This window comes from Paenibacillus sp. PK3_47 (genome assembly GCF_023520895.1).
Classification (GTDB): domain Bacteria; phylum Bacillota; class Bacilli; order Paenibacillales; family Paenibacillaceae; genus Paenibacillus_AQ.
The window spans coordinates 3,424,821-3,445,384 of record NZ_CP026029.1 but is presented as its reverse complement, the minus strand read 5'-3'; the positions used below and the strand labels follow the sequence as shown (position 1 = coordinate 3,445,384).

17 protein-coding genes, 1 rRNA gene and 1 riboswitch are annotated in these 20,564 nt (G+C 54.2%); of the genes, 2 read left to right on the top strand and 16 right to left on the bottom strand.

The genetic code is table 11. The features are described from left to right. Nucleotides 1-782: 782 nt before the first annotated feature. From purN to C2I18_RS15300, 14 genes are all read right to left on the bottom strand, one after another. Nucleotides 783-1,397 (bottom strand): phosphoribosylglycinamide formyltransferase, encoded by a 615-nt coding sequence (purN, locus tag C2I18_RS15365; protein ID WP_249896652.1) that lies wholly within the window; start codon nucleotides 1,395-1,397, stop codon nucleotides 783-785. Continuing rightward, nucleotides 1,397-2,437 carry a phosphoribosylformylglycinamidine cyclo-ligase gene (gene purM / locus C2I18_RS15360; protein WP_249896651.1) on the bottom strand — a complete coding sequence of 347 codons (1,041 nt, stop codon included), beginning with the start codon at nucleotides 2,435-2,437 and terminating at the stop codon, nucleotides 1,397-1,399. The genes purN and purM overlap by 1 nt, the downstream gene beginning before the upstream one ends. Before the next feature lie 694 nt (nucleotides 2,438-3,131). Beyond that, a complete protein-coding gene (gene purF / locus C2I18_RS15355; protein WP_249896650.1) occupies nucleotides 3,132-4,628 on the bottom strand; it encodes an amidophosphoribosyltransferase in 1,497 nt (498 codons plus the stop codon). Next, nucleotides 4,613-6,859: a phosphoribosylformylglycinamidine synthase subunit PurL gene (gene purL / locus C2I18_RS15350; protein WP_249896649.1), complete on the bottom strand. Its 2,247-nt coding sequence runs from the start codon at nucleotides 6,857-6,859 to the stop codon at nucleotides 4,613-4,615. The genes purF and purL overlap by 16 nt, the downstream gene beginning before the upstream one ends. Then, complete coding sequence (gene purQ / locus C2I18_RS15345; protein ID WP_249896648.1) at nucleotides 6,837-7,526, bottom strand: phosphoribosylformylglycinamidine synthase subunit PurQ; 690 nt, start codon at nucleotides 7,524-7,526, stop codon at nucleotides 6,837-6,839. The genes purL and purQ overlap by 23 nt, the downstream gene beginning before the upstream one ends. A 5-nt stretch (nucleotides 7,527-7,531) precedes the next feature. After that, a complete protein-coding gene (gene purS, locus C2I18_RS15340) occupies nucleotides 7,532-7,777 on the bottom strand; it encodes a phosphoribosylformylglycinamidine synthase subunit PurS (RefSeq protein ID WP_249896647.1) in 246 nt (81 codons plus the stop codon). Nucleotides 7,778-8,045: 268 nt separating this feature from the next. After that, nucleotides 8,046-8,936, bottom strand: a complete 891-nt coding sequence (locus tag C2I18_RS15335; RefSeq protein ID WP_249896646.1) for a phosphoribosylaminoimidazolesuccinocarboxamide synthase — start codon at nucleotides 8,934-8,936, stop codon at nucleotides 8,046-8,048. Nucleotides 8,937-9,314: 378 nt separating this feature from the next. Continuing rightward, nucleotides 9,315-10,610, bottom strand: coding sequence for an adenylosuccinate lyase (purB, locus tag C2I18_RS15330; RefSeq protein ID WP_249896645.1), 1,296 nt, complete (start codon nucleotides 10,608-10,610; stop codon nucleotides 9,315-9,317). 6 nt (nucleotides 10,611-10,616) lie between these two features. Continuing rightward, the gene (purK, locus tag C2I18_RS15325) at nucleotides 10,617-11,969 is read right to left on the bottom strand and encodes a 5-(carboxyamino)imidazole ribonucleotide synthase (protein WP_249896644.1); all 1,353 of its coding nucleotides are present in this window, start codon (nucleotides 11,967-11,969) and stop codon (nucleotides 10,617-10,619) included. Then, nucleotides 11,966-12,451 carry a 5-(carboxyamino)imidazole ribonucleotide mutase gene (gene purE / locus C2I18_RS15320; protein WP_249896643.1) on the bottom strand — a complete coding sequence of 162 codons (486 nt, stop codon included), beginning with the start codon at nucleotides 12,449-12,451 and terminating at the stop codon, nucleotides 11,966-11,968. The genes purK and purE overlap by 4 nt, the downstream gene beginning before the upstream one ends. Nucleotides 12,452-12,699: 248 nt before the next feature. Next, nucleotides 12,700-12,801: riboswitch (purine riboswitch) on the bottom strand. A gap of 212 nt (nucleotides 12,802-13,013) precedes the next feature. Beyond that, nucleotides 13,014-13,448: a universal stress protein gene (locus C2I18_RS15315; protein WP_249896642.1), complete on the bottom strand. Its 435-nt coding sequence runs from the start codon at nucleotides 13,446-13,448 to the stop codon at nucleotides 13,014-13,016. 60 nt (nucleotides 13,449-13,508) lie between these two features. Next, the gene (locus C2I18_RS15310) at nucleotides 13,509-13,772 is read right to left on the bottom strand and encodes a DUF1294 domain-containing protein (protein ID WP_249896641.1); all 264 of its coding nucleotides are present in this window, start codon (nucleotides 13,770-13,772) and stop codon (nucleotides 13,509-13,511) included. A 102-nt stretch (nucleotides 13,773-13,874) separates the two neighbouring features. Then, complete coding sequence (locus tag C2I18_RS15305) at nucleotides 13,875-15,098, bottom strand: MFS transporter (protein ID WP_249896640.1); 1,224 nt, start codon at nucleotides 15,096-15,098, stop codon at nucleotides 13,875-13,877. Between the two features lie 262 nt (nucleotides 15,099-15,360). Next, complete coding sequence (locus C2I18_RS15300; RefSeq protein WP_249896639.1) at nucleotides 15,361-17,499, bottom strand: DNA topoisomerase III; 2,139 nt, start codon at nucleotides 17,497-17,499, stop codon at nucleotides 15,361-15,363. Between the two features lie 126 nt (nucleotides 17,500-17,625). Here C2I18_RS15300 and tsaA point away from each other — a divergent pair, with 126 nt between their 5' ends. Together tsaA and C2I18_RS15290 are read left to right on the top strand one after the other, a co-directional pair. Next, entirely contained in the window at nucleotides 17,626-18,069 is a 444-nt protein-coding gene (tsaA, locus tag C2I18_RS15295; RefSeq protein ID WP_249896638.1) for a tRNA (N6-threonylcarbamoyladenosine(37)-N6)-methyltransferase TrmO, read from the top strand. Between the two features lie 24 nt (nucleotides 18,070-18,093). Then, nucleotides 18,094-18,960 carry an AraC family transcriptional regulator gene (locus tag C2I18_RS15290; RefSeq protein WP_249896637.1) on the top strand — a complete coding sequence of 289 codons (867 nt, stop codon included), beginning with the start codon at nucleotides 18,094-18,096 and terminating at the stop codon, nucleotides 18,958-18,960. A 140-nt stretch (nucleotides 18,961-19,100) separates the two neighbouring features. On the opposite strand, the gene C2I18_RS15285 is transcribed toward C2I18_RS15290, so the two are convergent. Both C2I18_RS15285 and rrf read right to left on the bottom strand, forming a co-directional pair. Continuing rightward, nucleotides 19,101-19,853: an acyl-[acyl-carrier-protein] thioesterase gene (locus C2I18_RS15285; RefSeq protein WP_249896636.1), complete on the bottom strand. Its 753-nt coding sequence runs from the start codon at nucleotides 19,851-19,853 to the stop codon at nucleotides 19,101-19,103. Nucleotides 19,854-20,342: 489 nt separating this feature from the next. Beyond that, a 5S ribosomal RNA gene (gene rrf / locus C2I18_RS15280) occupies nucleotides 20,343-20,459 on the bottom strand. Nucleotides 20,460-20,564 lie beyond the last annotated feature (105 nt).

Below are 20,564 nucleotides of genomic sequence, written 5' to 3'. Positions count from 1 at the left end.
TGACCGATGATTGGTTGGGAAAAGCTGCTTTTGGATGGTGAAACTTCCCTTAGATGCTGCGCATTCTGCGTTCGGTCGCCGGTAGGTAGTGAAACTTCCCTCAGATGCTGCGCATTCTGCGTTCGGTCGCCGGTAGGTAGTGAAACTTCCCTTAGATGCTGCGTATTCTGCGATCGGTCGCCGGTAGGTAGTGAAACTTCCCTCAGATGCTGCGCATTCTGCGTTCGGTCGCCGGTAGGTAGTGAAACTTCCCTCAGATGCTGCGCATTCTGCGTTCGGTCGCCGGTAGGTAGTGAAACTTCCCTCAGATGCTGCGCATTCTGCGTTCGGTCGCCGTTAAGTGGAATTACTCCAACTAAATATTGTTAATTCTATGTTCGGTGGTCATTAAGTGGAAAAGCTCCACTTAAATTCAACGATCGGCCGGTTAATTAGCCTTTATGCTTAAAATAGCTGGACTTTTTCCACCTAAAACGCGTTTTCCATGAAATCCGGCGAAATTAAGTGGAGAAAATCGAATTAGTTCTCAGCAGAAACTCTCCGAGGCCGCGTATCTTCGACACTTCAACCTCCATACGACACCGCCCTACCCACTTGTGCAATATTTCCCGAAAAATATCAGAACACCGCCGGGGCTGCTGAGGATGTCGAACAACATGATTGCAAAAACGCATTTTCCGCGTTTCCGGTCCTGCGCAGACATTAATCGTGCTGCTCCCGGTAGCGTTTAAGCATCACTTCACTGCATAGATATTAGACATTGCGCTGTTGTCATCCCGCTGCTAATCTCTGATCCTTACTTGTCTTCCATCCAGCTCCACTTTTCCCGCGGCAAAAGCAGCAACGACCTCAGGGTAGAGCCCGTATTCCACATGGTGAATCCGCGCTGCCAGCGTCTCCGCCGTATCTACGGCTTCTACTGCAACACTGCGCTGGGCAATGACCGGTCCGGTGTCCATGCCGCCGTCGACAAAATGCACCGTGACCCCCGTAAGCTTCACGCCGTATTCCAGTGCTTGTCCGATTGCGTCTTTCCCGGGAAAAGCAGGAAGCAGCGACGGATGGATGTTAATGATCCGCCCGGTGTAAGGCTCAAGCAGCACCGGCGAGATTAGCCGCATATATCCAGCCAGTACAACCAGTCCAATCTCCCGGCGCTGCAGTTCGGCTACAATCTCCGCTTCATACAGCTCTCGGGAGGCAAAGTCCTTCGGCCGCAGCAGCAGGGCAGGCACTCCCGCCTCCTCTGCACGCTGCGCCACGGGCGCTTCCGGCTTGTCGGAGACAAGCAGCTCAATCCGGCCTGCACCAAGCTTTCCTGCCTGCTGCGCTGCCACAAGTGCCGCAAAATTGCTGCCCTGCCCGGAGGCGAACACAGCGATTCGGCTGTTCTGCATTACACTTCAGCTCCCGTAAAGGTAACCTTGCGTTCCCCTTCCGTTACTTTCCCGATCAGATAAGCCTCTTCTCCGCCAGCTTTCAGCAGCTCAAGCGCCCGCTCAGCATCAGCTTCTGCCACTACCAATACAAGGCCTACGCCCATATTAAAAGTGGTGAACATATCCCGGTTGCTTACGCTGCCTTTTTTCTGCAGCAAATCAAAGACCGGCAGAATCGGCCAAGAGCCGTAATGAATCTCAACGTCTACGTTATCCGGCAGTACGCGCGGAATATTCTCAATGAAGCCGCCCCCGGTAATATGGGCCATGCCTTTAACCGGCAGCTGTTCCAGCAGTGCAAGCAGCGGCTTTACATAAATCTTCGTCGGTGCCAGCAGTACATCAGCCAGCGGTGCCCCAAGCTCCGGAACCACATCGTTCAGACCGTAGCCGCCCTCATCGAGCAGCAGCTTGCGTACCAGTGAAAACCCGTTGCTGTGCACGCCGCTGGAGGCCAAACCGATGACTGCATCTCCGGGAGCAATGCTTGCACCCGTTACGAGCTTGGCTTTGTCGGCTACGCCCACAGTGAACCCGGCAATATCATATTCGCCTTCCGAATACATGCCCGGCATCTCCGCCGTTTCGCCGCCGATTAGTGCGCAGCCTGCCTGATGACAGCCTTCGGCGATTCCGGCTACGATGGCTTCAATTTTCTCCGGCACCACTTTGTCACAGGCCAGGTAGTCCAGGAAGAACAGCGGCTCAGCACCCTGCACCACAATGTCGTTCACACACATCGCTACTGCATCAATCCCAATGGTGTCGTGGCGGTCAGCGGCAAAGGCGATTTTGAGCTTTGTACCCACACCGTCGGTCCCTGATACCAGCACCGGCTCTTCATATTTGTCCTTATTCAGGCCAAACAGCGCGCCGAAGCCGCCCAGTTCCGTCATAACCTCTGGACGGTAAGTGCGCTTTACATGCTTCTTCATGCGTTCAACCGCTTCATTGCCAGCCGCAATATCCACTCCGGCGTTTTTATAAGCTTCCGACACTTTTGGACACCTCATTTAAATTAGTTTAGAGCGCGCGGTTCGGGGCGGCCGGGATTTGGTGGTGGTCATAGTCGTCATTACGGGGAATGTTTGGACTTCCGGTCGCTGTTATGTTTGGATTTCCTCTATTTCAAACTGCTAATCGCAGTAGAAATCCAAACATAAAGGCGAACGCTGCCGCTCCTACAGTTCCAAACTTCCCCTCCATGACTCAGACCACCGGGTCAAACCCGGCCGCAAGCCGAAGTATCGCGCCTTGCACAGAAGCAGCAGCTCGGCGCTCTTGGCGGAGCCAAGCGCCTCGCCGGTGCGAGCGAACCTCCGATTTTGCGCAGCAAACAGGACTGATTCGCGGGCCCTTGCACTTGGGCGCGGGGCGAAGCCGCGCACCGCCCCAGGCCAGCGAATCACCGATTTTGCGCAGCAAACAGGACTGATTCGCGGGCCCTTGCCTTTGGGCGCGGGGCGAAGCCGCGCACACAGGCCTGGCGGCATACTGCCCGCCAGGGGGCGCAGCGCCGTTAAGCGTGTCCCCAGGACAAAGCGGGCCATGCACCCACGCCCTCTTAGCAAGTTTAGAGCAAACTCCTACCGCCAAGCTTTCGGGTGGCCGGAGGGCAGCGCCCTCCGGAATCCCCCTTTGCAAGGGGGACTTAGGGGGATGGGAGCCGCAGCTTAGGGGGGATGGTCCAGCTTAACAGCTGCACCCCTCCTTCTCCTCCCCGCCAAAATCCACCTGGGTAGGGTAATCATTATCGAAACAGGACAGGCACAGCCCGCCTTTGTAATCGTCGCTGTTATAGCCGCCGATGGACTGGATCAGTCCCTCCGGCGTCAGGAACGCCAGGGAATCGGCGTTGATCTCCTCGCACATTTCTTCAATCGTTTTGTAAGAGGCGATCAGATCGCGGCGGTCAGGCGTATCGATGCCGTAGAAGCAGGGGTTCTTAAAGGGCGGCGAGGTAATCCGCACATGCACTTCAAGCGCTCCTGCCTCGCGCAGCAGGTTAACGATCCGGCGCGATGTCGTGCCGCGGACGATGGAATCGTCGATCATCACGACACGCTGGCCTTCAACGACGCGGCGCACAGCGCTGAGCTTCATTTTAACGCCTTGCTCGCGAAGCTCCTGGCTTGGCTGGATGAAGGTCCTGCCGGTGTATTTGTTCTTGATCAGTCCAAGCTCATAAGGAATACCGGTCTGCTCGGCATAGCCGATCGCTGCAGAGATACTGGAATCCGGCACGCCGGTCACAATATCCGCATCCACGAAGGATTCGAGCGCCATCCGGCTGCCCATCCGCTTGCGCGCGGAGTGCAGGTTCGAACCGTTCAGGTCACTGTCGGGACGGGCAAAATAAATATACTCCATCGCGCACAGCGCCTTCCGTTTCGGCTCGGTGAACCGGTCCTCGGTATAACCGTCTTTATCCAGCACCAGCAGCTCTCCCGGCTCGATATCCCGCACCAGCGTCGCACCAATGACTTCAAGCGCACAGGATTCGGAAGCAAAAACATAAGCTTCCCCTACCCGGCCCATCACCAGCGGACGCAGGCCATGCGGGTCAGAAGCTACGAGCAGCTTGTCGTTCGTCATCAGCAGGAAGGCGAATCCGCCGACCAGCTGGCGCAGGGCATCCTTGGCCGCTTCGACAAAATCCTTCGGTGAACGCGCAATCAGATGCGCCAATACCTCGGTGTCGCTGGTGGTCTGGAAAATGGAGCCGCTCATTTCCAGCTGCTTGCGGATGAGCGGTTCATTAACGATGTTACCGTTGGTCGCGATCGCCAGATCACCGTCGCGGTATTTAAAGACCAGCGGCTGCGCATTGGTCAGCCGGCTGTCGCCGCTGGTGGAGTAGCGCACATGCCCAATGGACATGTCGCCGACCAGCGAGGCGATTTTATCTTTGTCGAATACTTCTTTGACGAGACCCATGCCGCGGTGGTAATTGAAGTCGCGCCCGTCCGCCACACAGATGCCCGCACTCTCTTCCCCGCGGTGCTGCAGGGCATGCAGACCGTAATAGGACATGGACGCCGCCTCCGGGTGTCCGAAGACCCCGAAGACGCCGCATTCTTCTTTTAAAGTGTCAAAAATATCTCCCGAGCCCGTTCCCTCATTGTAAAAGTCGCCGGTCCACAGGATAGGGGCCGCCTGCTCTTTCCCGGTCTTTATTTCATAAGACATGGAATAGCATCCTCCCAAACGGTTTTGAGTTCTGTTACAGATTCATCAAGGGCAGCTTGGCCGTCCAAATTCACCCGCAGTCTGTCTCCGCCGACAGTCCCGATGATTTCTACCGGAACGCCGTACGCGGCCACCGCGGCTTTCAATTCTTCCGCACGGTCAGGGGCTGCAGTCAAAACAATACGGGACTGGCTCTCGCTGAACAGCGCCACATCCGGACGCAGTCCGTTAGCACTCAGTTCCACGTTTGCACCAACGCCGCCGCTGATGCAGCTTTCCGCCAGCGCAGCTGCAAGGCCGCCTTCGGAGAGGTCATGCGCCGAGCGGACCAGACCGCTGCGGATTGCAGACAGCACAGCATCCAGCAGCTTTTGCTCTGTAGGAAGATCCAGCGCCGGCGGACGGCCTTCCGTCACACCGTGTACAGCATACTGGAATTCACTTCCGCCCAGCTCTGCTTTGGTTGCACCCAGCAGCAGTATAGTATCGCCTTCCTGCTTGAAGGCCTGGGTAGTAATGTGATCCGTATCTTCAACCAGTCCTACCATGCCGACAACAGGCGTCGGATAGATGGCACCGGCGGCGTTTTCGTTGTACAGGCTGACATTTCCGCCAATAACCGGCGTATCCAGTACGCGGCAGGCTTCAGCCATACCATCAACAGCACGTTCCATCTGCCAGAAAATCTCCGGCTTTTCCGGGCTGCCAAAGTTCAGGTTGTCTGTAATCGCCAGCGGCTTCGCACCGGAGCAGACAATGTTGCGGGCGGCTTCGCTGACAGCAATCCGTCCGCCGACTTCAGGATCCAGATAGACATAACGTCCGTTGCAGTCTGTTGTCATCGCCAGGCCCTTGCGGGTGCCCTGAATGGTAACAACTGCCGCATCTGACCCCGGGCGCACTGCAGTGCTCGTCCGTACCATATAATCATACTGGTTATAGACCCAGGCTTTGCTTGCTACTGTAGGCGAAGCCAGTACCGTACGCAGTGCACCGCCCAGATCAGTAACTTCTTCATAACGCAGCGTATCTACATTGGCATTCTCTTCATAATAAGCCGGAACTGTAGACGGCTTCTTGTAGATCGGGCACTCATCGACGAGCGCTGTTACCGGCATATCGCCGACCACTTCGCCGTGATGGAACAGCTTCAGGCGGCCGTCATCCGTTACCTTGCCGACTTTGCGGCAGATTACGCCCCAACGGTCAAAAATCTCCTGTGCCTGCGCCTCATCCTTAGGCTCAACCACGAACAGCATCCGTTCCTGGGATTCGGACAGCATCATTTCATAAGGCGTCATGCCTTCTTCACGCTGCGGCACCTGATCCAGATACAGCTCCAGACCGTTACCTGCTTTGCTGGCCATCTCGGCACTGGAACAGGTAAGACCCGCTGCGCCCATATCCTGAATACCAAGCACGATACCGCTGTCGATCAGCTCCAGGCAGGATTCCATAACCAGCTTCTCCATGAACGGATCACCGACCTGTACCGCGGTCTTTTTAGCTTCCGATTCCTCACTCAGCTCCACAGAGGCAAAGGTCGCACCGTGAATGCCGTCACGTCCGGTAGGAGGACCTACGTAGAACACGGGATTACCTACGCCTTTGGCCACACCGCGCTGGATTTTGTCATGATCGATCAGCCCGACACACATCGCATTAACCAGCGGATTGCCGTCATAGCTGTTGTCGAACATAATCTCGCCGCCGACCGTCGGAATCCCGATACAGTTGCCGTATCCGGCAATACCGGACACCACATGCTCGAACAAATATTTTACCCGGTCGCTCTCAAGCTTCCCGAAACGCAGGGAGTTCAGCAGCGCTACCGGTCTTGCACCCATGGAGAAAATATCACGGATAATCCCGCCCACACCTGTAGCCGCACCTTGATAAGGCTCTACTGCTGACGGATGGTTGTGACTCTCGATTTTGAATACAACGGCCTGGTTGTCACCGATATCTACGATCCCTGCACCTTCACCCGGTCCCATCAGGACACGCGGTCCGCTTGTCGGGAATCTTCCAAGCAGCGGCTTGGAATTCTTATAGGCACAGTGCTCGGACCACATTACGCTGAATACGCCGATTTCTGTATAGTTGGGCTTGCGGCCCATAAAGGAGGTAATCAGTTCATATTCGCTGTCAGACACGCCGAATTGACTGTAGATTTTCTGCTCCGCAATCTGTTCTGCGGTCGGCTCCTTAGCGGATACTTGCTGCGTCATAACGATCCCTCCAGGTTGTAAGAATAGAAGTGAACATCCGTTTGCCGTCCTCGGAACCGAGCAGACTGCTGACCGCACGTTCCGGGTGAGGCATCATGCCGACGACATTGCCCTGTACATTGCTGATCCCGGCAATATCGGCTACCGAGCCGTTAGGGTTGTCTTTATATGTGAATACGATCTGATTGTTAGCTTTGAGCTGTGCCAAAGTCTCTTCATCACAATAGTAGTTGCCTTCACCGTGAGCGATCGGAATGACGATTTCCTCATCCTTCGCGTAGTCAATAGTAAACGGGGTTGTGTTATTAACGACCTTAAGCACCGTGTCATGACAGCGGAACTTCATCGACATGTTGCGGCGCAGTGCGCCCGGCAGCAGCCCCGCTTCCGTCAGGATCTGGAACCCGTTGCAGATGCCAAGCACGAATTTACCCTGCTCCGCCGCTTTGGCCACCTCAGCCATAACCGGAGCAAACCGCGAAATCGCGCCGCAGCGCAGATAGTCACCATACGAGAAGCCGCCCGGCACCAGAATGCAGTCATAAGCCGACAGATCCGTCGCCGTATGCCATACATAATCCACTGGTTCGCCTAAGCTTTCTTCTACCGCCTTGTAGCAGTCAATGTCGCAATTGGAGCCTGGAAAGACAAGTACAGCAAATTTCATGGCTTTTAGTCCTCCAATTCGTAGCGGTAATCCTCGATCACCGTATTGGCCAGCAGCTTTTCGCACATTTCCTTCAGACGTCCTTCCGCCTCCTGGCGGTTATCCGTATCCAGTGTCAGCTCCATGTATTTACCGATGCGCAGACTTTCAACTTCCTGGAAACCAACGGAATGAAGAGCTCCTTGTACGGCTACACCTTGGGGATCGAGCACGCTTTTCTTGATGGTGACATAGACTGTCGCTTTTAACATACGCTTGTAGTTCCTCCTAAAATTTAATGGGCTTAAGAATTTCGGATAATTGCATGCTGTGCAGCTAAAACCCTGTTTTTGCGGATTAAATTCACTTTAGTTGCATTGGGTGCAGTTAAAATGCTGAACATCGGCGCATTCAAGGAGTTTTTACCGGAAATAACTGTACAAAATACATGTAAATCGCAGCCGGCAAGCCTGGAGAGCATAATAGTTGTAAAAAGTGCAGTTAACGCCACGGCTGCGGTCTTACTGAAGCATAATTAAGTTACAAGGCCTTACCGGTGAGCCGGTGATAAATGTCCAGATAACGGCGGGTAGTTTCTTCTACCACTTCAGCCGGCAGCGGATCAGGTGTGCTGTTCTTATCCCAGGAGGAAGCCGCCAGATATGCCCGGACAGGCTCCTTATCCATGCTGTCAATCTCAATATCAAGTGCATATTTATCTTTAGCCCAGAAGCGGGAAGCATCCGGTGTAAAAATCTCGTCAATCAAAATCACCCTGCCGTCCAGCAGACCGAACTCGAACTTGCAATCCGCGAGGATGATACCGTGTTCTTCACAGTACGCTCTGGCAAAAGAAAACAGCTTGAGGCTCTTCTCCTTCAGCTCCAGCGCAAGTTCAGCACCGATCAGCTCCTGCATCTGCTCGAACGGGATATCCTCGTCGTGGCCGACATCGTTTTTAGCAGCAGGTGTAAAAATCGGCTGGGACAGCACTGCGTTCTTCCGCAGTCCTTCGGGAAGCTCAATCCCGTTAACTTTGCCGGTCTCCTGATATTGCCGCCAGCCTCCGCCGGTGATGCAGCCGCGTACGACACATTCGATATCAATCCGCTGTGCTTTGCGGACGACCATGACGCGGTTTCTCAGCGCTTCTTTGTCGCGGACCACGTCTCCGAGCTTATCCACGTCGATATGGACAACATGGTTCTCGATCAGGTTCTTGGTCTTACCGAACCAGAAGGCGCTGAGCCGGTTCAGCACATTGCCCTTCTCCGGCACCGCCGGGTCCAGCACATAATCGAATGCGGAGATCCGGTCCGTGACGACGATCAGCACCTCTTCCCCCAGATCGTACAATTCGCGGACCTTTCCTTTGTAGAGCAGCGGTGCATTTACGAGCTCTACGGCCGTTGATACGGCAGGTGATGTCATGACCTTTCCTCCCTTGAACTAATGATCTTGCATATATACTTGGGCTGGAAGCGCTGGTACGCTTTTTCCCTTCGACTCGAATCGTCCAAAATTGAAATACGCTTCTGGATTAATCGGAACCACTGCAAGAAATGTTTGGACTTTCGGCCGCTGTTATGTTTGGATTTCCTGATTAAAGCCGCCTTGCACGGTTGAAATCCAAACATAAAGGCGGACGCTACCGCTCCTACAGTTCCAAAATTTCTCTCCGTTCCTAATTAACCCAACAGCCCATTCCACTTTTCCTGTGCTTCGCCTCTCGGAAAAAGCTATCCAGAGCTTCTACCCGTATTCTCTCCGAGCTCCTCAGTTCACCACTAACTTACCTTTTTTTGGGGATTAGATTAGCTCCAGTTTGCGGAAGATGGTGTCCACATGCTTGAGATGCCACGAAGGGTTGAACGCATCCTCGATCTCTTCCGGGCTGAGCACGGCAGTGATCTCAGGTGTTGCTTCAACGATGTCACGGAACTGGGTTTGCTCTTCCCATGCCTGCATTGCACGCGGCTGCACGGTGTCGTACGCCTGCTCCCGGCTGAAGCCCTTGTCGATCAGCTTTGTCAGGATGCGGCCGGAGAACGGAACGCCAAAGGTGCGGTTCATGTTGCGCTTCATATTCTCCGGGAACACGGTCAGGTTCTTCACGATGTTGCCGAAACGGTTCAGCATATAGTTCAGCAGCATGGTGGCATCCGGCAGGATAATCCGCTCCACGGAGGAGTGGGAAATATCGCGTTCATGCCAGAGCGGCACGTTCTCGTAAGCCGTCACCATGTGGCCGCGGATGACGCGGGACAGGCCGGAAATGTTCTCGCAGCCGATCGGATTGCGTTTGTGCGGCATCGCGGAAGAGCCTTTTTGGCCTTTGGCAAAAGCCTCTTCCACCTCGCGGATTTCGCTCTTTTGCAGCGCGCGGATTTCGGTGGCAAATTTGTCGAGTGATGTTGCAACCAGTGCAAGTGCAGCCATATACTCGGCATGACGGTCACGCTGCAGCGTCTGGGTCGAGATCGGCGCCGGGCTCGTGCCCAGCTTTTTGCAGACAAATTCTTCTACGAACGGGTCGATGTTGGCGTAGGTGCCGACCGCCCCGGAAATTTTGCCGAATTGCACGCCGTTTGCCGCATGACGGAAACGCTCCAGATTACGTTTCATTTCCTCGTACCACAGCGCCATTTTGAGTCCGAAAGTTGTAGGCTCTGCATGTACGCCGTGAGTGCGTCCCATCATCGGAGTATCTTTGTAGGCAATGGCCTTGTCTTTGAGGATCTCAATGAAATTGATGATATCCTTCTCCAGAATTTCGTTCGCCTGACGGAGCAGGTAGCCGAGCGCGGTATCCACAACGTCCGTTGAGGTTAATCCATAGTGAACCCATTTGCGTTCTGCTCCCAGGCTCTCGGACACGGCACGGGTAAAGGCGATGACGTCATGACGGGTCTCCAGTTCAATCTCGTTAATCCGGTCGATGTCGAATTTGGCGTCCTTACGCAGCTTGGCTGCATCCTCGTGCGGGATGACTCCCAGCTCGGCCCAAGCCTCACAGGCACAGATTTCAACTTCAAGCCAGGCATTGAATTTATTCTCTTCGGTCCAAATGGCCCGCATTTCAGGTCTGCTGTAACGTTCGATCATAGCTAATCAGTTCCTCCAAAGGTTAGTTTGCTCCACCCAGGACAAGGCATCTCCGGTGTCCTTGCAGAGCAGGTTGATATGGCCCATTTTGCGGCCGGTTTTGCTCTCTGTCTTGCCGTATATATGAAGCTTGGCGGCAACGCCAAGCCGTTCTGCTTCTTCGTCCGTTCTGCCAATCCGCTGAATGGCGCCTTCCAGATGCTGCCCGAGCACGTTCACCATAACCACCGGTGTCAAAAGCGAAGTATCGCCCAGCGGCAGATTGCAGATCGCCCGGACATGCTGCTCGAACTGCGAGGTCACACAGGCATCCATCGTGTAATGTCCCGAGTTATGCGGGCGAGGCGCCAGCTCATTGACATACAGTTCACCGTCTTCTGTGACGAACATCTCTACCGCCAGCAGCCCGACTGCATCCAGGCCGGCTACGAGCTGTTCTGCCAGCTGGCATGCTCGCCGCTGAAGCTCTTCCGGTACACGGGCAGGCACAATCGATAAATGCAGGATGTTGTTTACATGGATGTTCTCGGCAGGCGGGAAGCTTTTGACTTCCCCTGAGGCGCTGCGTGCGGCGATAACAGAGATTTCGCACTTGAACTTCACGAACTTCTCCAGCACCAGCTCCGGCACAGCAGCGCCTGGTGATACCTGCCGGAAGGCTGCTTCCAGCTCTTCCGGCCCACGGATGACGGCTTGTCCCTTGCCGTCATACCCCCCTGTGGCTGTTTTCAGCACACAGGGCAGGCCCAGGTCGGCAGCCGCTGCGGTTAAATCTGCCAGGCTGCCGACCTTGCGGTAAGGCGCCACAGGCACGCCCGCTGCCTCGATGGCGGCCTTCTCACGCAGCCGGTGCTGTGTCGTATACAGCAGCCGGCTGCCCTGCGGCACGTACGACTCCTCCGAGAGCAGCGCGGCTACGCCCGCGTCCACATTCTCGAACTCGTACGTGATGACGTCGGCGCGCCGCGCCAGCTCCCGCGCCGCTTCGCGGTCGTTGTACGCCGCGGTGATCTGCGGCGTTACCTGCCCGCAGGGCGAGTCGGCCGCCGGATCGAGCGCCACAAACCGGTACCCCATGGCGCTGCCGGCCAGCGCCATCATCCGGCCGAGCTGGCCGCCGCCGAGCACGCCGATCGTTGCACCCGGCAGAAGCGTCCGGGCCGCGGCTGTTCCCCGCAATTCTTGCTCCTCTGCCCGGCCAGCCTCACGACCCGCTCCTACTTGCTCCCGTGACCGGCCAGCCTCACGACCCGCTTCCTCTTGCTCCTGTGTCCGGCCAGCCTTGCCACCCGTTCCCTCTTGCTCCAGCAGGTCCGCGTGAACCTCCTGCGTCCCCGCCTTCAGCTCCTCATGCCTCATAAGCTGTCGCTGCTTTCCAGCACTTCGCGCTGCACCCGCTCGCGTCGCTGCTGCACCCGGCTCTGCACCTCAGGATCGAACGCACCGATCATCTGTGCGGCCAGCAGTCCCGCATTCGTCGCCCCGGCGCGGCCAATGGCCACAGTTGCCACCGGGATCCCGCCTGGCATCTGCACGATCGAGAGCAGAGAATCCAGGCCGTTCAGCGCCTTGGACTGCACCGGCACGCCGATCACCGGCAAAGGAGTCTTCGCGGCCACCATTCCCGGCAGGTGCGCGGCTCCCCCTGCTCCGGCAATGATCACACGCAGGCCGCGGCCAGCCGCTTCCTCTGCGTAGCTGAACATCAGATCCGGTGTGCGGTGCGCGGAGACAACCTTCTTCTCATAAGGAATCTCCAATTCTTCAAGCACCGCACAAGCATGCTCCATCGTTTCCCAGTCGGACTTGCTGCCCATAATAACCCCAACCTGCACAGACATGATTCAACCTACCCTTCCGTTTCCGAAGTGTTGTCCTTCTACTATAAGCTTGTCCCGTTACCCTCTTGTTTCCCGTAATCCCGAAAAAAAAAGCCTGGATTCCAGACGCAATGTGCTGCGGGTGGACCCAGACTACGAAGGAATCAGGAAGGATGCTGAACCCTCCGGCATATTCCGCCTCGGCGGAGTTGCGTAAGACCAGCACACAGCCCGCCGCCCCTGCTGCCAAAAGGCAGAGCTGACGGCTTATGGTCTCCCTGTTTCCTCGTAGTCCGGCAATTTACGGTTACCGGGTAGAAACTTCCGGGCCCTATTCCCGGTTTTATACGAGCTCTTCATAGGTTCAGTTTAACAATCTACTACAGCTCATGTCAACTTAAACACGAACATTGTTATATTGACAGGTTCAAATGTTCGCTTTTGAGCCTGACTTAATCCCTAAATATGGCTTTAACCGGATTGTATTACTTCTTTATCCGCTTTCATCACTGCCTGTGAATCTGGCAGAGCCCTACTAAAACAAAAGGGGGAACGCCTCAGCGCTCCTCCCGGGACAAATCTATTATTTTATGACAAGTACAGGAACACGTGCGTGCTGAACCACATTGTGGCTGACGCTGCCCAGGACAAATTCGCGGATTCCGCCGAGTCCACGGCTGCCGATTACAATAACATCTGCGCCATTCTGCTTGGCATATTCCAAAACAACCTCCGCAGGAGAACCCTGAAGCAGCTCTACAGTTGCATTAAGTTCTTCTGCTTCAAGCCGTCCTCTAACCTCATCCGTAGTCTGTACTGCCAGATCGTAATAATCCTTGTTTACTGAAGCCGGCAGAGGCGCGAGGGCTTCCCCAATGAAGAAACGGGGGAATTCGAATGCGTGTACGACGTGCAGGGATGATCCCGGAGTTACCTTCGCCAGTTCAATGGCACGCTCCAATGCCTTATTGGAAGCCTTGGAACCGTCATAGGCGAGCAAAATTTTAGAGAATAACATGTACGCCACCTCTTTTTTGGTATTTTGCAGCTGCAAGTATGTGGATCACACAAGCAGAAGCTATCTTAAAAAGTAACCATACAGCAGAATATTAAGCAGCAGCAGCAGCGGAATTCCCAGTCTGAAGGAGGTATGACGCGTCTTGTGCCGTTTGCGGTACATAGCGGTCAGAACACCAAGCGCCCCGCCCATAAATGCCAGCAAAAACAGCGTCTTCTCCGGCACCCGGTCCTTCCTTTTGCGGGCTTTGTTCTTATCCTCGGACATCACTACATAACCGATAATATTGATCAGCACAAACCACAGCAACACACCCTTGACCATTCCTTCCGGCTCCTCCTCCTTGCAAACTATCTGCTTCTATTATATTACCCTTTTATGCAAAAAACCAATAAACCACCGCTTCAGGCCCCATATCCCCGGTGCTCAAGCCCTGCTTGTTTTCCCCGGACTCTTTGCTTCTCTGATCCAGATCCAGGACAACCCTGCAGCCAGCAGCGCCGCAAATCCGCCCAGCCAGAATCCGCCCTTCAGACCATAAGCATTACTCATCCAGCCCGCGATAAAAGGTCCTCCGGACATGCCGACCGCATATACCGCCTGATAAAATCCCATCGCCGTCGCCCGTTTGAACGGAGCCACACCCGATACCGATTTACCCAGCAGCAGCGGAAAAATAAGTCCCTGCATAAAGCCGTTGCCGATCTGGGTCGCGCATAGTGCGCCAAGTGTCGGCATGGAAGGAATGAGCAGTGTGAACAGTGCGCTTCCGGCAAAACCCAGCAGCAGTGTCCCCCGGTCACCCAGCAGCCTGCCGAACAGACGTGAGCCGTAGAGGGTCGCGATGGCATGTGGCAGCATAAAAGCCAGCGTCAGCCAGCCGAGACTTTCCTTGCTTGCTCCGATAGCCAGTGCCTGATTGGGCGTATATCCGAACATTGTAATGAACAGTACGCAGTGCGCCAGTACGGATAAAAGCGACACTTTGACCAGCAGCGGTTCCCTGATCACGCCTGCCAGATCCTTAAGCTGGATTGAGCTTCCGTGTTTCTCCTGCTTTTGCTCGGGAAGCCGCAGAACCAGCAGCATGGCCGCTGCAGCTACAATCCCGCCGATGATAAACGGTGTATTCCAGCCAAAATGTTCAACGATATAGCCGCTGATCATCATGCTGGTTAACTGGGCAATCACAGTGGTGAACTGCAGCATGCCCATCGCTTTTCCCGCTTCCTCTTTCGGAAAATACCCTGCGAACATCACAGAGTACACAACCCAGGCGGAAGCCGCGATTCCTGATACAGCCCGCGCGGCCAGCGCCCAGCCCGGATGGGCTCCGGCCAGGAACAGCAGACAGCTGGCACCGCTCGCGATCAGCCCGAGATAAATGAACGGCCGCCGCCGGTTCAAATAATCAGAGCCGATGCCGATCGGCAGCCTGAACAGAATCTGCATCAGCCCGTACACGCCAAGCACTGCACCGACCATTACATAGGAAGCTCCGAGATGCTCTACATAAGGCGAGAGCACCGGAACATAAATATAGGAAGAAAACCAGAACATAAATACAATTACGAGGAAAAACAGACGGCTGTCTCCCCTGCTCCTCGCGCTTTCCGCCGCCTGAACGTCTGTCTTTTGCTCCTGAATCACAGCCACGTCATCATCCGCTCCATCCGTATATTTTACCGCTAACCTGCCGTTAGCCGCTTAGACCCTACTAGTAAAACATATCTTTCTTTGATTGGACAGACTTAAATAGGGAGGGCATCATTTCCAACGGGGCATGCGGCACAATTACAAACAAGACTGCCGGGCATCCGGCAGCCTTAATAACAGTCATGCTTCGCTTTTATATCAGATCCGCCATAACCACATCTTGTTTTTGCTTCAGCCAATTAAATACCCGGCTGCCCTACTTGCCCTTCTCCTTCGCTTCCATAGCCGCTTTGAGCAGCTCTCCCAGATTGGAGCCTACGCTCTCAGTTTTGCTGTACTGCTGAACCAGCTTTTGCTGTTCGCGTTTGTTGATATGCTTATGATCTTTGTCCATCGTCTCTGTAATTCCGCAGCCCAGGCACTGGACATAGAGGCCGGCTTTACCTTCTTTCAGCTCCATTTTCTTGTGGCACTGCGGACAGCGGCGGTTGGACAGGCGTTTCTCGCCTGAACGGGTGTATCCGCAGTCATCTGCCGGGCAGACCAGGAGCTTGCCGCGTTTGGTCTTCTTCTCCAGCAGTCTTGTACCGCATTCCGGACAGTGGCTGTTCGAAACGTTATGCGGTTTGTATTCCACGCTGCTGCTCTTCACACCGGATACGAGCTCCTGCGCCATACTGCGGATACCCTGCAGAAAAGGCTCGGGCTTACCCTGCCCGCGAGCAATTTTCTCCAGCTCCGATTCCCAGCGCGCCGTCAGTTCCGGCGTGCGGAGCTGCGCCGATACCAGCCCGATCAGCTGCTTGCCTTTGCCGGTCGGATGCAGAGAATTGCCCTGGCGTTCAATCGTATCGGAGCTGACCAGCTTCTCGATGATGTCCGCCCGGGTTGCCGGCGTACCGAGCCCGTGCTTCTCCATCTGGGTAAGCAGCGAAGCTTCATTATAGCGCTTCGGCGGCTGTGTCCGTCCGGAACGGATCATGCAGCGCTGAATCTTCACCGCGGCACCTTCCCGCAGCTCTGGCAGCTTCACACTGCCCGCTGCCGGCTCATCTGTGCTGTTTTCCTCATCCTCATCGCTGCTCATATCCCCGCCGTATACTTCACGCCAGCCGGCGTCTTTTACCGTAGTTCCTTTTACCTGGAAGGTTTCGCCCTCCACATTCACGGTTACCGACACGGCATCATAACGCGCAGGCGGATAGAACAGACTTATAAACCGCCGCACAATCAGATCGTACAGTTTGCGTTCCTCTGCACTGAGTGCGTTCAGCAGTACGGTCTGCTCTGTCGGAATAATCGCGTGGTGATCGCTTACCTTGCTGTCATCCACGATCCGTTTCGTGATAGGCAGAGGCTTACGCAGCAGCGGACGCGCCAAGGCAGCGTATGGGCCGACAGCTACGCTGTCCAGCCGTTCTTTTAGCGTACCGGTCATATCTGCAGTCAGATAACGGCTGTCTGTACGCGGATACGTGACCAGCTTGTGCTGCTCATACAGGCGCTGAAGCACACTTGACGTCTGCTTTGCCGAGAAGCCGAATTTGCGGTTGGCATCCCGCTGCAGCTCTGTCAGGTCGTAGGCCAGGGGATGCGGCTCGCTTTTTTCGCTTTTCTGTACCTTGGTAATCCGTCCGGTACGTCCTGTAAGCTTGTCTTTGAGCGCTGAGGTCTTCTCCTTGTCAAAAATCCGTCCATCCCCGCCCTGAGCGCGCCAGCCAGCCTGGAAATCGCCAAAGTCTGCCGCCAGCAGCTCATACTCCTGGGAACGGAAGCCGGTAATTTCATTCTCCCGGTCCATAATCATCCCGAGCGTCGGTGTCTGCACACGGCCTGCCGACAGCGGCGCACCGAACTTGCAGGTCAGCGCCCGGGTCACATTCAGCCCGATCATCCAATCGGCTTCGGCACGGCAGCGGGCCGATTCATACAGCCGGTCGAATTCACGTCCAGGCTTCAGAGCAGCAAAGCCCTGTTTGATCGCCTTATCCGTCTGCGAGGAGATCCACAGGCGCCGGAACGGCTTTTTCCAGCCGGCCATATGCATAATCCAGCGTGCCAGCAGCTCCCCTTCACGTGCCGCATCCGTTGCCACCACCAGCTCCTCAATATCTTGGCGTTTCATCAGGTGCTGTACTGCTTTATACTGCCCGCTAGTCTCCCGCAGCACCTTCAGCTTGGCTTTTTCGGGCAGGATCGGCAGATCCTCAAGTGCCCATGACGCATATTTATTGTTATAGTCCTCCGGCTCAGCCAGACCGACCAAATGTCCCAAAGCCCAGGTCACGACATATTTAGGACCTTCAATATAGCTTTTTTGTTTATTTCCGCAGCCCAGCACCCGTGCAATTTCACGCGCAACCGAGGGCTTTTCTGCAAGCACCAGTGTCTTCATGATTCTCTCCTTTCCATACCAACACCCATTATACCATTATTCAAAAGTCCGCAAATATCGTCAGGCTGAAATCATCCCCCGAATATACAATAAAATGTATCCGTTAGCCGAAAGGAGTCACAGCAAATGTCTATGTCAAACAGTTATACTATTCATCCGGTAGGTGTTGTTGCCGGTAATCAGCAGGACCTGCGGGTTATGATTCATCCGGAGTTCGCTCCAGCTCTAAAAGGCCTGGCCGAATTCAGCCACTGCCAGATTTTGTGGTGGATTCATGATTTTGCAGATAACCATTTCCGTACGACCACCCAAATTGAACCGCCTTATGATGCGCCACAAACAGGTGTATTTGCAACCCGTTCTCCCGTTCGTCCCAACCCCATTGGCCTTAGTGTGGCAAAAATATTATCTGTCGACGTAATATCGGGGATTGTAGAAGTTGGCGGACTGGATGCTTATCCCGGTACACCGGTTCTTGATATCAAAGCCTATTTTCCCACAACAGACCGCGTGCGCCATGTAACTGTTCCATCATGGGCCGCAGGCTGGGGAGAATGGACAGAATTGTAACAGATTATCCTGAGGAGGGTGACAGTGAATAACCGGCAGCTTATTGTACAGGTTCTGGATCTGATTGAAGCCAAACTCCACACACCATTATCCGTCAAGCACCTCTCCAAGAGTGCCGGTTATTCGCTGTATCATTTTATCCGGCTGTTTCAAGGGGTAACCGGACTAACACCCGGAGAGTATATCGCTAGGCGTAAGATTACTGAAGCAGCATTGGACATCCTGCGCTATCCTAATCGTTCATTGCAGGATATTTCGCTGGATTTTGGATTCAATGATTATGAAACCTTTGCCCGGGCTTTTCGAAGGTTGCTGTTCACCACCCCCACATCTATCCGCAAAAACAAACATATGGATCTCCTCCCCCTTCTTCATCGTCTTAATGAGGAGGATTTGCATCATTGGGTTGTTCACATAGAGGTACCGCCACAGCCCGTTGAACTAGGTGAGATCATCCTGCAGGGACCGTCTGCCATTGTTCATAATGATACCTCCGTTATCGGAATGGCTTGGGAAAAGCTGTTCAGCAATGTATCCTCCATCCCTAACCGCAGGCTTCCGGAACATTATTACCAGTTAGGCTATTGGCCGAAAGATAATGGGGATAACGGTACTACTTTTATTTGTGCCTGCGGGCTGAATCCGGCTTCTCAAGCCTCTTCTATTTTCCCGGTGCATGTATTGCCTCCAGCCAGGTATCTCAAGTTTCTCCATAGGGGGCGTTCCCAGGAAGTCTCCGCTACATACAAGTACATTTACGGTGTATTACTGCCCAGAACCGATTACCGGCTTTCTCTTCCTTATGAATTCGAGTATTATGGGCCAGAGTATCTGGGACCTGATAACGAGAACTCCATTAGTGAAATCTACATTCCTCTAACACTGCTGTAATGCCAAAATAAGCCCGTATCTGCAAAGCAGGCACGGACTCCGGATCGCTGGCGCCTTGTTTGTGACATAGTGATATAAAAAACGGCAGCTTCTCCTAAATCTGAGCAGCTGCCGCTAAATTATGTTATAAGGTTATACTTTCATTCGGGATCTGCAAACGTAAGACAAGCCTCAAAAAATACTTTATCCCCATCCTGCCCCCGTACATAAACCCCGGTATCCGTTCGTGAAGAACGGTAAATCGTGATTTCATCCCCATACTTGGCTTCCTGTGCATAAGTAATCTGCAGACCGGAAAGTTCGGATTCCTCCCACTCCTCCAGTGTCAGCGCATCACAGCAGAGATCAACATAACGCGCGTTATTAAGATGGCCGTTGTTGTCTAACCCGCTGTACTTCACCTGGTAACGGTAGGCTTCGGCCATTGGAGCATCATCAGGTATCTTTACTTTGTCCGGCAGGCTGCCTACAGAGTCTTCGAGATAAGGCTCTACGGCCACCGGCAGGGCAGAGGGACGCAATATTTTGCGTTTATCGATATCCACAAGGGCCCAAATCGACCGTGCCGAGGCAATCTCGGCTCCGCTCCTGTCAAAGATTCTGTAATCACGCTGCCAGAGTGCACCTTTGTTTCCTTTACTCCATGTGCGGACGGTGAGCAGCTCATTCGGCTGCGGCAGACGGTGAACGTCGAGGCTGAGCGTAGTGACCATCCAGCCCATTCTTGCTTCCAGCATCTTTTCTATATCCAGTCCAAGACTGCTTACCGCCGAGTCAGCGGCTCGCTGCATAATATCGAGCAGGAATGACAGCTTCCCTTTGGAACGATAATCGGTGTCGCTGGCATGAACCTTAAATTCCTCTATCCACAAAAGATTACTGTGCATGTCCATAACTTTTTTCCTCCTGAGCCTTTTCATTCACATACCTGCTGATGTATCCACATATACCAACCCCTATCCACAAAAACTGGGGAGGATTTCAAAATATTTCTTCTATCCACATGTGCATAAGTTTTTCATTCTGTTTGCGCGTTTTTTTATACACAGCTTCTGCTTCTAAAGTTTACAACGTTTGTTCCTCAGGTGCCATCTTTATCTCTGCCCCGCCCTTTTGCCCCCATACAGCGGTAACGGGCCCCATGTACTCGAAAAACCGAGTTCATTAGGCCACTCTGAGGGGCGAGTAGCGCATTGAACATGAAAAACCGAGTTCATTGGACTACTATAAAACGGAACGAGCCATTTGAAAACCGAGTACAATTCTCGTCGCCACCACTCGCTATGCAGGTGGTTTTTTGTTTCGTCCGTTTCATATCCTACACTGGATAAAAACACAACAACAAAAAAGCCACCACTGATTACTCAGCAATGGCTTCATGTGCTTGGCGGCGTCCTACTCTCCCAGGACCCTTCGGTCCAAGTACCATCGGCGCTGGAGGGCTTAACGGTCGTGTTCGGGATGGGTACGCGTGGAACCCCTCCGCTATCGCCACCAAACGGGCACTTGCGGTGCAAATGCATAATTCAGGTCTCAGCATCGCGAAATGCTAAATACCAAACCTTCTTCATCAGGTTACTTGAACCTTCCGAATCAGAGCTTGA

Bases quoted from the DNA above. Each gene is read 5' to 3' on its own strand.
- C2I18_RS15315 (WP_249896642.1), bottom strand. From the start codon at position 13,448: ATGTTATTCTCTAAAATTTTGCTCGCCTATGACGGTTCCAAGGCTTCC.
- C2I18_RS15300 (WP_249896639.1), bottom strand. From the start codon at position 17,499: ATGAAGACACTGGTGCTTGCAGAAAAGCCCTCGGTTGCGCGTGAAATT.
- C2I18_RS15285 (WP_249896636.1), bottom strand. From the start codon at position 19,853: ATGGACATGCACAGTAATCTTTTGTGGATAGAGGAATTTAAGGTTCAT.
- C2I18_RS15310 (WP_249896641.1), bottom strand. From the start codon at position 13,772: ATGGTCAAGGGTGTGTTGCTGTGGTTTGTGCTGATCAATATTATCGGT.
- purL (WP_249896649.1), bottom strand. From the start codon at position 6,859: ATGACGCAGCAAGTATCCGCTAAGGAGCCGACCGCAGAACAGATTGCG.
- purS (WP_249896647.1), bottom strand. From the start codon at position 7,777: ATGTTAAAAGCGACAGTCTATGTCACCATCAAGAAAAGCGTGCTCGAT.
- purK (WP_249896644.1), bottom strand. From the start codon at position 11,969: ATGAGGCATGAGGAGCTGAAGGCGGGGACGCAGGAGGTTCACGCGGAC.
- purF (WP_249896650.1), bottom strand. From the start codon at position 4,628: ATGTCTTATGAAATAAAGACCGGGAAAGAGCAGGCGGCCCCTATCCTG.
- purN (WP_249896652.1), bottom strand. From the start codon at position 1,397: ATGCAGAACAGCCGAATCGCTGTGTTCGCCTCCGGGCAGGGCAGCAAT.
- purE (WP_249896643.1), bottom strand. From the start codon at position 12,451: ATGTCTGTGCAGGTTGGGGTTATTATGGGCAGCAAGTCCGACTGGGAA.
- purQ (WP_249896648.1), bottom strand. From the start codon at position 7,526: ATGAAATTTGCTGTACTTGTCTTTCCAGGCTCCAATTGCGACATTGAC.
- purB (WP_249896645.1), bottom strand. From the start codon at position 10,610: ATGATCGAACGTTACAGCAGACCTGAAATGCGGGCCATTTGGACCGAA.
- tsaA (WP_249896638.1), top strand. From the start codon at position 17,626: ATGTCTATGTCAAACAGTTATACTATTCATCCGGTAGGTGTTGTTGCC.
- C2I18_RS15335 (WP_249896646.1), bottom strand. From the start codon at position 8,936: ATGACATCACCTGCCGTATCAACGGCCGTAGAGCTCGTAAATGCACCG.